The organism is Rhizobium sp. N621, assembly GCF_001664325.1.
GTDB classification, from domain to species: Bacteria; Pseudomonadota; Alphaproteobacteria; order Rhizobiales; family Rhizobiaceae; genus Rhizobium; species Rhizobium esperanzae.
Genome location: NZ_CP013498.1, coordinates 228,159 through 240,474, shown reverse-complemented (window position 1 = coordinate 240,474; position 12,316 = coordinate 228,159). Strand labels below are relative to the sequence as shown.

11 protein-coding genes are annotated in these 12,316 nt (G+C 60.1%); 4 read left to right on the top strand and 7 right to left on the bottom strand.

The window, feature by feature from the left end; genetic code table 11:
• Positions 1-100: 100 nt before the first annotated feature.
• The 4 genes from AMK00_RS25720 to AMK00_RS25705 are packed head-to-tail and all read right to left on the bottom strand — an operon-like array spanning position 101 to position 3,241.
• Entirely contained in the window at positions 101-583 is a 483-nt protein-coding gene (locus AMK00_RS25720; RefSeq protein WP_064812158.1) for a GNAT family N-acetyltransferase, read from the bottom strand.
• A 48-nt stretch (positions 584-631) separates the two neighbouring features.
• Complete coding sequence (gene pcaF, locus AMK00_RS25715; RefSeq protein WP_064812157.1) at positions 632-1,837, bottom strand: 3-oxoadipyl-CoA thiolase; 1,206 nt, start codon at positions 1,835-1,837, stop codon at positions 632-634.
• Between the two features lie 10 nt (positions 1,838-1,847).
• Entirely contained in the window at positions 1,848-2,537 is a 690-nt protein-coding gene (locus AMK00_RS25710) for a CoA transferase subunit B (RefSeq protein WP_064812156.1), read from the bottom strand.
• Positions 2,534-3,241 carry a 3-oxoacid CoA-transferase subunit A gene (locus tag AMK00_RS25705; RefSeq protein ID WP_064812323.1) on the bottom strand — a complete coding sequence of 236 codons (708 nt, stop codon included), beginning with the start codon at positions 3,239-3,241 and terminating at the stop codon, positions 2,534-2,536. The genes AMK00_RS25710 and AMK00_RS25705 overlap by 4 nt, the downstream gene beginning before the upstream one ends.
• Before the next feature lie 124 nt (positions 3,242-3,365).
• Between AMK00_RS25705 and AMK00_RS25700 the strand changes: the two genes are divergently transcribed.
• Positions 3,366-4,124 (top strand): IclR family transcriptional regulator domain-containing protein, encoded by a 759-nt coding sequence (locus tag AMK00_RS25700; RefSeq protein ID WP_064812155.1) that lies wholly within the window; start codon positions 3,366-3,368, stop codon positions 4,122-4,124.
• 51 nt (positions 4,125-4,175) lie between these two features.
• Here AMK00_RS25700 and AMK00_RS25695 read toward each other — a convergent pair whose 3' ends face one another.
• From AMK00_RS25695 to AMK00_RS25685, 3 genes are all read right to left on the bottom strand, one after another.
• A complete protein-coding gene (locus AMK00_RS25695) occupies positions 4,176-5,267 on the bottom strand; it encodes an acyltransferase family protein (RefSeq protein ID WP_064812154.1) in 1,092 nt (363 codons plus the stop codon).
• Positions 5,268-5,349: 82 nt separating this feature from the next.
• Complete coding sequence (locus AMK00_RS25690) at positions 5,350-6,864, bottom strand: lipopolysaccharide biosynthesis protein (protein ID WP_064812153.1); 1,515 nt, start codon at positions 6,862-6,864, stop codon at positions 5,350-5,352.
• 19 nt (positions 6,865-6,883) lie between these two features.
• On the bottom strand, positions 6,884-7,972 hold the full coding sequence (locus tag AMK00_RS25685; protein WP_064812152.1) for a polysaccharide pyruvyl transferase family protein: 1,089 nt from the start codon (positions 7,970-7,972) through the stop codon (positions 6,884-6,886).
• A gap of 338 nt (positions 7,973-8,310) precedes the next feature.
• Here AMK00_RS25685 and AMK00_RS25680 point away from each other — a divergent pair, with 338 nt between their 5' ends.
• From AMK00_RS25680 to arfA, 3 genes are all read left to right on the top strand, one after another.
• The gene (locus AMK00_RS25680) at positions 8,311-9,381 is read left to right on the top strand and encodes an acyltransferase family protein (protein ID WP_064812151.1); all 1,071 of its coding nucleotides are present in this window, start codon (positions 8,311-8,313) and stop codon (positions 9,379-9,381) included.
• A 167-nt stretch (positions 9,382-9,548) separates the two neighbouring features.
• Positions 9,549-10,472, top strand: a complete 924-nt coding sequence (locus AMK00_RS25675) for an ArsR/SmtB family transcription factor (RefSeq protein ID WP_064812150.1) — start codon at positions 9,549-9,551, stop codon at positions 10,470-10,472.
• A gap of 210 nt (positions 10,473-10,682) precedes the next feature.
• Positions 10,683-12,191, top strand: coding sequence for an arabinosylfuranosidase ArfA (arfA, locus tag AMK00_RS25670; protein WP_064812149.1), 1,509 nt, complete (start codon positions 10,683-10,685; stop codon positions 12,189-12,191).
• Positions 12,192-12,316: the final 125 nt, after the last annotated feature.

Sequence of the window (12,316 nt, the reverse complement as noted above, 5' to 3'; positions counted from 1 at the left end):
CGCGCGCAGCCGGTCCGCCGCTTTCCGCGCCTTGCGATTAAAGACGTTTGAACCGCTGCGATTTCGACAGCGCCCTCACATCTTTTTACCACCGTGCCGTTTAGAGCGTGCGGAACATCACCAGGGCGTCGACATAACCCTCAGTCGGATGAAGGAAGACGCCCGGCAGCCGGCCGACGATTTCGAAGCCGAGGGATTGCCACAGCGCGACGGCGCGGCGATTGCTGCTGATGACGAAGTTGAACTGCATGGCGCGAAAGCCCCGCAAGCGGGCATGTTCAAGCGAATGTTCATGCATCCGGCGGGCGACACCGCGGCCGCCCGCCGCAGGATCGGTCATGTAGCCGCAATTGCAGACATGGCGCCCACCGCCCGCCTGATTGGCCTTGATGTAATAGGTGCCGAGGATGACGCCATCCTCTTCCGCGACGAAGGTCTCGCGGTCCGCTCCCATCCAGTAGGCGAGCGCATCGGCTTCGGAGAGATCGCTGTCGAGCGCATAAGTCTCGCCGGCACGGATCGTCGGGCCGATGATTCTCCAGATGGCGCTTCGGTCGTCATTGTTTGCGGGTCGGATCAGCATGGCCGTTTCTATCGAAGCCCGGCACCGGAGGCAACGGGCTGAGCCCTGTCAGACCCTTTCGAGGGCAATGGCGATCCCCTGCCCGACACCGATGCACATGGTCGACAGCGAATAACGTCCGCCGGTTTCGGCAAGTTCCAGCGCCGCCGTGCCGGTGATGCGGGCGCCCGACATCCCAAGCGGATGGCCAAGCGCGATTGCGCCGCCGTTGCGGTTCACCCGTTGATCGGCATCGGCAATGCCGAGCGCCCGCAGCACCGCCAGCCCCTGGCTGGCAAAGGCCTCGTTGAGTTCGATCACGTGGAACTGCTCCTGGGTCATGCCGAGCCGCGCCATCAGCTTGCGCGAGGCCGGGATCGGCCCGATGCCCATCACCCGTGGAGGAACCGCGGCGGCCGCGCCGCCGAGGATGCGGGCGATAGGGGTCAACCCATATTTCCGCGCCGCCGCTTCCGAGGCGACGATCAGCGCCGCCGCTCCGTCATTGACACCGGAGGAGTTGCCCGCCGTCACCGTGCCGCCTTCTTTCTTGAAAGGCGTGGCGAGTTTTGCCAGAGCCTCGATCGTCGTCGCGCGCGGATGCTCGTCCTTGTCGACGACGATGGGATCGCCCTTGCGCTGGGGAATGGTGACCGGAGTGATCTCCTTCGCCAGCCGTCCGCTCGCTTGGGCAGTTGCCGCCTTCGCCTGGCTGCGCAGCGCGAAGGCGTCCTGATCGGCGCGGCTGATATGATAGTCCTCGGCGACGTTCTCGCCGGTCTCCGGCATGGAATCGACGCCATACTGTTTCTTCATCAGCGGGTTGATAAAGCGCCAGCCGATCGTGGTGTCGTGGATTTCGGCCGCCCGCGAAAAGGCCGTTTCGGCCTTCGGCATGACGAAAGGCGCCCGCGACATGCTCTCGACACCGCCCGCGATCATCAGCTCCGCCTCGCCGGCGCGGATGGCGCGCGCCGCCGTGATCACCGCATCCATGCCGGAGCCGCAGAGCCGGTTGATCGTCGTGCCCGGCACCGCAATCGGCAGGCCGGCGAGCAGCGCCGACATGCGCGCGACGTTGCGGTTGTCCTCGCCCGCCTGGTTGGCGCAGCCGAAGATCACGTCGTCGACCGCTTCCCAGTCGACGCCGCCGTTGCGCGCCATTAGCGCCTTCAGCGGGATGGCGCCGAGATCGTCGGCCCGCACCTGGGAAAGCGCGCCGGCGAAGCGGCCGATCGGCGTCCGGATATAGTCGCAGATGAACGCTTCGGCCATGGCTTTCCCTTCAGAGTTTCGGAACGACGAGATCGGCCACCGGCCGCTCGACGTGCAGTCGCGCCCCGGTCATCGCCTGCAATTCTTCCAGCGACATGGCGGCGAGCTTCTCGCGCAGCAGGAAGCGCCCCTCGACAATGTCGATGACGGCATGGCTGGTATAGACGCGGGTGATGCAGGCCACACCGGTCAGCGGAAAGGTGCATTTCTCCACCAGCTTCGGCTCGCCCGTCTTGGTGACATGCTCGGTGATGACGCAGACCTGTTGGGCGCCATGCACCAGGTCCATGGCGCCGCCGACAGCCGGCACGCCCTTGCTGCCGACCCGCCAATTGGCGAGATCCCCATTCTCCGCGACCTGATAGGCGCCGAGGATCGCGACGTCGAGATGGCCGCCGCGCACCATGGCAAAGCTGTCGGCATGGTGGAAGAAGGCCGCACCCGGCTTCAGCGTCACCGCCTTCTTGCCGGCGTTGATCAGATCCCAATCCTCCTCACCTTCGGCGGGCGGCTCGCCAAAATTGAGGATGCCGTTTTCGGTATGGAAGATCGCCTGACGGCCGGGCGGCTGGTAGCGGGCGACCATTTCGGGAAAGCCGATGCCGAGATTGACATAGGCGCCGTCGGCAATGTCCTGCGCCGCGCGCCAGGCGATCTGCGCATTGGAAAGTTTGATGTCGTCCCTGATATCGACGGTCATACGTAGGCCACTCCGGCTCGGATGAGCTCTTCTTCCTGCTGCGGATGCGGGACGGCGACGATACGGTCGACGAAGATGCCGGGGGTGACGACATGCTCGGGATCGATGCCGCCGGCCGGCACGATCGAGGAGACCTGGGCAATCGTCCTGGCCGCCGCCATGCACATCAGCGGATTAAAATTGCGGCCGGCCTTGTTGTAGGTGAGGTTGCCGTGAGTATCGCCGATCGCCGCCTTGACGATCGCGAAATCGGCTTTCAGCCAGCGCTCCTGCACATAATGGCGGCCGTCGAATTCGGCGATGACCTTGCCTTCCGCCAGTTCCGTGCCGTAGCCGGTCGGCGTGTAAAAGGCCGGAATGCCGGCGCCACCGGCGCGGATGCGCTCGGCCAGCGTTCCCTGCGGCACCAGCTCGAGTTCGATCTCGCCGGCCAGATATTTGTCGGTGAAGGCGCGCGGATCGGAGGAGCGCGGGAAGGAGCAGATCATTTTCCGGACCAGGCCGGCGTCAATCATCGCGGCAATGCCGATGCGGCCGTTGCCGGCATTGTTGTTGATCACAGTCAAGTTTTTCGGGCCCTTGTCGATCAGGGCATGGATCAGCTCGATCGGCGCACCGGAGCCGCCGAAACCGCCGATCATCACCGTCGCGCCGTCGCCGATCTCGGAGACGGCCGCCGCCGTGCTCGCGATTGTCTTGTCCATGGTGATCTCCTCAGCCTTGGCGTCAGAAATAAAACGCTGCAGGAGCAGCGGCAAGATATTTCGTGCGTTATTTGACATTTGTTCGTATATCGCACATAATGGCCAAGGATTGGACGCCGGAACCATGCGCGAAAGCGATTTCGTCAGCGGCTTTGCCCGCGGCCTGAAAGTCATCGAAGCCTTCGGCGAGACGCGACAGCGGCTGTCGATCGCGGAAGCCGCCAAGCTGACCGGGCTCGACCGCGCTACCGTGCGCCGCTCGCTGCTGACCCTCGCCGAGCTCGGTTATGCCGATTACGACGGCAAATTCTTTATGCTGACGCCGAAGATATTAAGGCTCGGCCATGCCTATCTCCAGGCGACGACGCTGCCGGCGCTGTTGCAGCCGCATCTCGATCATCTTTCGGAACAGGCCGGCCAGAGCGCCTCGGCCTCGGTGCTCGACGGCACCGAGATCGTCTATATCGCCCGGGCCGCGCAGCGCCGGGTGATGTCGATCAATCTCACCCCCGGCAGCCGCCTGCCCGCCTATTGCGCCTCGATGGGCCGAGTGCTGCTTGCGGCTCTTTCCGAGACCGAAGCGCGCGCCGTCCTCGCCAGGAGCGAGCTCAAACAGAACACGGCAAAGACCAAAACCGACCCGGAGGAACTGATCGAAGAATTCCGCCGGGTGCGCGCCGAAGGCTACGCCGTCATCGATCAGGAGCTGGAAATCGGCCTCTGCTCGATCGCCGTGCCTGTCGAAAACGACCGCGGCGAAACGATCGCGGCGATCAATATCGGCGCCCCGGCCGCCCTCGTCCCGGCCGCCGAGATGAAGGCGCGTTATCTCAAGCTGCTGAGGGAAACGCAGGCCGCCTTACGGCCGCTGCTGCGACGGTGACAGCAGCTGGAGCTGCGCATGCCAGATCACTCGCGGTTGCCTGTGATCGAACTATGCGGCCCGACGCGCCCGTAAAGCCGTGGCTTTGTCTACGAGACGAGCGGTCATGTAAGCGAAACAGACGACTGCGCCCAGAAGCACCAGGAAGGCGGCAGGGCCATTCAGACCAATCGAACCGGCAAGCGGCTTGAAGACGCCGATCACGCCTCGGTGCAGGATGTAGACGGGATAGGAGATGTATCCGATCCACGTCGCCAGCCCTTCTGCCTGGGCGGGCATCTCCAGCAAGAGGCCGAGTGTTACGATGAGCGGCGCCAGGGTGATCGCGAAGATCAGATCGTAGTAAGGCCGCAGCAATACCGGAACCGGAGCTACGATGCAGATCAGCAAAAGCAGGCAGGGCGCTAGTGCGACCCAGCCGCGCCTCCACGCCGATACGCGGTTGAACAAACGGCTGATAACCACACCTGCGGTAAATGAGAACATCACTCGGGGCAGTCCACCCACTGCTGAAGGCCACTCCCAGCCGATATTCAACATGCCGTATTTCAGACCGACAAGGACCAAGGACGCCGCCGAGACGAGCGCAACGGCGCAGAGGGCGCGGACGGAGAGCTGGAAGAGCCACAATGCGAAGACGATATTGACCAGCAATTCCCAGAACATCGACCAGGCCGGGCCGTTGATCGGAAACATCCCTTGCATCGGATGCGCTTGAAGAAAATACATCGGGCTCGGCAGAACGAAGGTGTTTGTCGCCGTCGACACCAGCAGATCGACCGCGCTTTGGGCGCGCAGTCCCCAGCTCGTCAACAGAATGATCTGCACGAGGCCAACCAAGATCCCGATCAGATAAAGCGGATACAGGCGTTTCATGCGGGCCTTCATGAACGACTGGAACGGCAGGCCGCGCGACAGCCTTCGTCCGTAAATGTCGGCGATAATGAAGCCGCTCAGAACGAAGAAAAAGTCGACCGCCAGATAAGCCGATGGCGCATATCTCTCCTGGAAGTGCGTGGCGACAACACAAATGGCGGCAAAGCCGCGCATGGCATCGAGCGTATAGTAGCGGCTGCGTCCGCTTGTCGAAACATCTGCCCGGTGAAGCCGATGTGACGGATAATCGCGGTCGAGATCGGTCATCTTGTCGATTATCCCATGCGCTTGCGGCAGAAGGCCGTTTGGGTTGAGAGACGGGCGGCGAAACAATCCGCCGCGCTGGAAATCACACAGGGGTGGCCACTGCGCCCCTGTTGCCCTTGCGCTGCCGAGCCTGCTTGATGCTGCCGATCAACACATTCAGGCGCGCCCTGCACAGTAAGAATATCAGGCTGCAGTAAGCGATCCCGCCTGCAAGGGCTTCGATAGCCAGACGTGCGTAGGGCGACCAATGAAGCAACAGTTCGTGCAGCAGCAAAACGACAGCCACCATCGCTGCACTGGCCGTGGTCGGCCGCAGGAACTGCGCCAAATATGCCGGCACACTCAGCTCTATATGCTGCGACACCTTCCAGCTGGTGATCGGCCAGAACAGCAGAACTTCGATCGTGATCGCAAACACGATTGTCGTCACGCCGTAGGGGTAAAGAACTGCGATGGTCAGAAGCGTGAGAACGTTTCGAGCCAGCTGGTAGTAAAACCACCAATCCATCTCTCCCTGGCTTTTTATCAGGGATGCCTGCACGTAGCCGATGCCAGCCATCAAGCCAATCACGCAGTAGAACCGAACCGGCCAAACCGCCTCGATCCAGTGCGCCCCGAAAATCGTCGTGATCGCATCATCGGCAACTGCCGCAAGACCGATGAAGACGGGGTAGGAAACCAGGGCACAGCCAAACGTCGCCATCAGGAATGCTTCCCGGACTTTCTTCGGATCGGCCCGCAGTGAAGACAGCAGCACGTGCGTCACCGACGTCAAGCCGCCGGCGATGACGTTGTTGATCATGTCAAACAGGCGCTTGGAAAAGTTATAGATACCGAGCGCCGATGGGCTCAGGAGCACGCCGATGAGCAAGTTGTCCAGGCTCATCGTCTGCAAAAAGCGGGTGCCGGATGCAAAGAAACCATAGTGAAGCAGATCCTTGAGGCTCGCTCTCTTGATCTTCAGGCCGGGGATCCAACCCGCACCCCAGAAAGCGGCGCCGCACGATGCCGCTGTGGCGGCGATCTGGGCAATGGCAAGACCCCACAGGCCGAAACCGGCGAGAACCAGTACCAGGCAAAGGCAAGCAGACGTGACGGTCGCGATGACTGTGCGGACGGCCACCAGATGGAAGGACATTTTCCTGTTCACGATCGCATTCGGAACGACGGCCGTGAAGTCGAAGAATACCTTCAATCCCATGATGTAAATGAGATAGGTGACTTCCTTATGTCCGACATAGGTCGCGATCGACGAAGCGGCCAGGCATAAGGCGCCGTAGACCAGGAATGAAAAGCCGAGCGAAAGCAGGAAGATCGTGTCGAGGTGGCTGCGCCTGATCTCGGCTCTCTGGATGATCGCTTCGCCAAAGGCAGTGGGCCCGAAACTCGCTGCAAAGGAGACGATGCTGAAGGACAGCGCGACAAGACCGAAGTCCTGAGGCTGGAGAATACGAGACGTGACCACAAAAACAGCGAAGGTCAGGACCGTCGGAATTAGGGTACTGAGTGCCGACCAGAAGGCACCCGTTACGGCTGCGGCGGACCGGTTCTCACTGACATGGCTGAAGAGAATATCGTCGTCTTGCAAAACCGACAAACTGAGCTCCTACCGATAATCAGACTATGGAAGGTTGAGGGACCAGATCGGGGGCGGGAATACCGGGACCGACAGTGATGGGGCGGCTCGACTTGTACCAGGTGCCGCCGATCTCATATGGCAGGCGAGACATTGCTGCGAAAATCTCGCCGGCATTCGTTGCTGTCTCCACCAGAGGGCTATCGCCCGTCCGGCTGTTGATGAAGGCGTGCAGACTGCTTGCCTCCCTCGCAACCGCGATATGCGGCTTATTGAGCAACAGACAGAGAATATGACCGTGTAAATGGTTGGTAATGATCCGCTCTGCGCCGGACAGGATCCGCACGCCGTAATCGACATACCGACGGGCGACATCCTCGCGGTGCTGGGCCAGCATTGCCGCGCGGCTCAATCCATGCCGCAGCGCTGAGCTGACGATGCTCGACATGCGCAAGCGCGACAAACTGGCGGGACCATTGATCCAGTTGGTCAGAGGTCCGTCAACAATCGAGCGCGCTTTCGCTATATCGACGTCGTCGTCCTCGCCAAGAGGCTTCATAACATACAACACCCTCAGAGGGTCGGCGTCGAAGGGCTTCAGCGTCTCGATACCGAATGCCGTGTCCGGGCCCGCCCCGACATCACAGTCGAAGTTCGCCCTTGCCAGTTCGAAGCTCTGGTCATCGCGCGTCAGGCAGAAGAAGTTGCGATGCCTGCCAATCGTGCGTTTGGCGTATTCCTTGAGCGACTCGTTGGCGAAGTGAATCCTCTGCGGCATCTGGATGATCGTCCGATCCGGATATTTCCACATCAATCGGCAGCGAAGATCATCCCTGCCCGCCCGCAAATCCCCAAAATCACTCCACCCGCAAATGAAAATTGGAGCATCGGCCGGCGTTTCCCTTATCTCGTCTATATTTTGGGATGCACCGCAAACAAGCGCCGGCATCCTGCCCGTTACTTGCTTCAATACCTGCGACAACCCAAGCCAACTTGCATGATGCCCCGGATCTTTATTCGAGGGAAAGTCCATTATAATGTAAGGCTGTCCGGTATTTACGAACTTCCTTACTATCTCAATCAACTTTTCTTTTTGTCTATGTATTACAACTTCGCCGAGGTGATGCATCAATACAACGTGATTCTCTAAATTTTGTCGAATGATCTATATCCATCAGCTGAATGAGTCAATTGGACTTCGGCGCGACATAGAATCGCACCAGATTTACATTACTTTTTCGTAATGTTAGACATGCTGGATTTTCGGAGATGACTTCGTTCTAGCGCTCACTCCGATAGATCTGAGGCGGTGGGCCACGGCTCATCCGGTCGTTGTGCCGAGCGCACTGTTGTCAGAGGCGCAGTTGGGCAGATCGGAGAGAGTCTGGACTTGAGCCCATTTTCACAACGGCTCGTTCAAAACTCGCCTTAATGGCGTGTCAAACTTTAGAGGTGCGGGAGGCTCGCATGCACGGGGGCGATGGCAAGAAGGCATTTTACCCGAACTTCAACATGATCAGGCTCGTCGCAGCCTCGACGGTGATCTTCTCGCATGCCTTCCTTATCGTGGAAAAGACCTCGGCGAATGAGCCCTTCGAGCGGTTGTTCGGAGAGGGTAATATCCTCGGCCTATTCGGCGTCTATGTGTTTTTCATCACCAGCGGCTTCCTCGTCACGCAGAGCGCGCAGTTCGGCAGCGCGGGTGGTTTTCTCTGGCGGCGGGCGCTGAGGATATACCCGGCGTTCATCGTCTGCACCCTGCTCAGCGTCTACGTCCTGGGCGCCCTGTTCAGCCCGTTGGGCGTCAGCGGCTACTTGCTGAAATCGCTTCATCTGAAGACGACGTTGCATTCGCTGCTCGACCCGAACTTTGGCATGACCCTGCCGCATGTGCAGTTTTATGATCCGGCAATCTCCTGGCTCGCCACCTCCGTCAACGGCTCTCTCTGGACGATCGGGCAGGAAATCTTCTGCTACCTGATCGTCGCGGGATTGATGGCAATCGGGCTTCTGCGAGCGCCGCTGATGGCACTTGCCGTCGCCGTGGGCGTGACATGGCAGCTTTTCTTCGATCATCCGTGGCCAAACATACGCTTCCTGACGGATTTCACCTTTATCGCTCCCTATTTCTTCTGCGGTTCGCTTCTCTGGTTCGTGATGGAAAAGCGGCAGCCCAGCATTGTCCTGGCATTGGTCTTCGCGGCGCTCGGCGTGCTCTTCCTCGTCTTCTGGCCCGGCTATCTTTACGGCCGCATGTTGTTCGCCTATCCGCTTGTCTACATCGCGACCTCGCCCTCCATTCGCCTGCCGACTCTCGAACGATTGGGCGACGTCTCCTACGGGACCTATCTCTATGGCTGGCCAGTGGAGCAGGTGATGAACCATGCCCTCGGCCAGTACAGCACGTGGTGGGCGGTCTTTGCCCTTTCGCTGCCGACATCGTGGTTGCTCGGCTGGCTTTCATGGCATCTCCTGGAAAAGCGTGCGCTGCGCCTGAAGCGCATCTCGCTCCTCCAGCGACAGCCTGTCAGCCCTTGAGAAAAGCTGACTTCCGACCCACAGTTCGCAGCGACGTCTGACGCTCTGATTGTCGCAGCCGACCTTGGCGCGTGATTGTTCTCGCTTAGCGCATCATTCCGACCTACTCCACTTGATGCATCATAATTTCCGATATACATCATTACTTCTGAAATTATGGGGAACTGATGGAACGCTCGTTTCTAACGATTGCGGCCGGCGAGAATAGTGAGGCCATACGGGCGCTTTCGGCGCCGGCGCGGATCGAGATATTGAAGCTGCTCTGCGCCAAGGGGCCGCTCAATATCAACGATATCGCCCAGGCGCTTTCCCTGCCGCAATCGACCGTAGCCACCGGCATCCAGATCCTGGAAGATGCCGGACTCGTCGATTCCCGGCTGGCCAAGGCGCGCAAGGGCAACCAGAAGATCTGCTCGGCGGTCTATAGCGAGATCCTGATCAGTTTCGAGGAAAGTGCGGCGCAACGGGCGAACAATATCATCGAGGTCGAGATGCCGGTCGGGCTTTATACGAGCTGCGATGTGCATGCGCCCTGCGGTCTCTGCTCGACCGAAAGCGTCATCGGCCCGCTCGATGTACCCGATTATTTCCTCGATCCGCAGCGCATGCAGGCCGGGCTCGTCTGGTTCGGCCGCGGTTATGTCGAATATAAATTTCCCAACAATGCCAAGGTGTTGAACAAGGATATCCGCGCCATCGAATTTTCGCTGGAACTGTCGTCCGAGGTGCCCGGCACCAATCCGGACTGGCCGTCCGACATCACGCTCTGGGTCAACGGCATGGCGATCGGCACCTGGACGTCGCCCGGCGATTACGGCGACAAGCGCGGCGCCTTCACGCCGGCGTGGTGGAAGCTCGAGGGTTCGCAATACGGGACGATGAAAACCTGGCGGATCTCGACGCGCGGCACCTTTATCGACGGTATCGCCGCATCGAATATCACGCTCAGCGATCTGGCGCTCGGCCAGCATTCCTCCATCCGCCTGCGCGTCGGCATCGCCGAGAATGCCGGCCACACCGGCGGCGTCAATATATTCGGCCGCGGCTTCGGCAATCACGGCCGCGACATCACCATGCGGCTGCATGTCTGAAAAGTTAATATCGGATATCTTGATTTAAAAATCGCATTTATTTCGTGTTTCAGCAGCCGCTAAATCTATTCAATATACTGAAATTAAACGGTTTTTATCGACTTCCGCATTAGTATGATTAAATCAGCCTTTTGGTTGACATCACGACATTCCTGATATCAAGTTAGAGGCAAGAAAACAAAATTTCTGATACATAAACGGGAGGATCCGTTGAAGACGAATGTCGTTGCCCACCGCGATTTTCGCATCGCGACCATTGACGCCAGGCTCTACAGCTCATTTCTCGAGCATCTCGGCAGAGCGATCTACGGCGGCATCTATGAGCCCGGACATCCCACAGCCGATGAAGACGGCTTCCGCCGCGACGTGCTCGATCTGGTGCGTGAGCTCGACACGCCCTACTGCCGGTATCCCGGCGGCAATTTCGTCTCGGCCTATAATTGGGAAGACGGCGTCGGCCCGCGCTCGGAGCGGCCGGTTCGCCTCGACCTTGCCTGGCGCACCCGCGAGGCCAACCAGGTCGGCGTCAACGAATTCGTCGACTGGTGCAAGAAGGCCAATACCAAGCCGATGCTCGCGGTCAATCTCGGCTCGCGCGGCCTCGACGCCGCCCGCAATTTCCTGGAATATTGCAATCATCCCGGCGGCACCTACTGGTCGGACCTGCGCCGCAAGCACGGCTGGTCCAATCCGCATGATGTGAAACTCTGGTGCCTCGGCAACGAGATGGACGGTCCCTGGCAGGTCGGCCACAAATCGGCCTATGAATATGGCCGGCTGGCTGACGAGACAGCGAAAGCCATGCGCGGCTTCGACAAGTCGCTCGAACTCGTGGTCTGCGGCTCGTCGAATTCCGATATGAAGACCTATCCTCAGTGGGAGGCTGAGGTTCTCGAGCAGTGCTATGACAGCGCCGACTACATCTCGCTGCATATGTATTTCGCCAACCGCGAGAAGAATACACTGAACTACCTCGCCCGGGCGACCAAGCTCGACCGCTACATCACCACGATCGGCGGCGTCATCGACTACATCAAGGCGAAGAAGCGCTCGAAGAAGACAATCGGCATTTCCTTCGACGAATGGAACGTCTGGTATCATTCCAACCAGCAGGACAAGGAAATCCTGGCGCGCGACGAATGGCCGGATGCGCCGCATCTGCTCGAGGACGTCTATAATTTCGAGGACGTGCTGCAGGTCGGCGGCATCCTCAACACCTTCATCCGCCGCTCCGACCGGGTGCGCATCGCCTGCATCGCCCAGCTGGTCAACGTCATCGCCCCGATCATGACCGAAGATGGTGGTGCGGCCTGGCGCCAGACGATCTATTATCCCTTCTACTACGCCTCGCGATATGGCCGCGGATCGGCGCTGCAGCTCGTCGTCGACGGCCCGAGCTATGACAGCGACGAGGAGAACGAGGTTCCCTATCTCGACGTCTCGGCCGTGCATTCCGAGGATGGCCGGTCGCTGACCTTCTTCGCCGTCAACCGCCATCCCGATACGGCGCTCGATCTCGACGTGCGGCTCGAAGGTTTCGGCGGCGCCCGGCTGATCGAGCAGGTGGAGATGACCCACGGCGATCTCGAAGCCGTCAACACGGCGCGGCGGCCGGAGACGGTCGCTCCGGTGCAGGTCGAGAGCGCCAAGATCGAAGACGGACGAGTGCGGGCGGCGCTGAAGCCGCTCTCCTACAACGTCATCCGGCTGTCGGTGTGACAGTCGCCGCCGGGTAAAGACCCGGCTAGAAAATCGGCTCCCTGCGAGGAGGCAGGCAGCCGGAGGATGGTTCGCCGAAGCGCAAGGCTCACAAGCCCGCTTCTGCGAACCGACAACCGCGACAT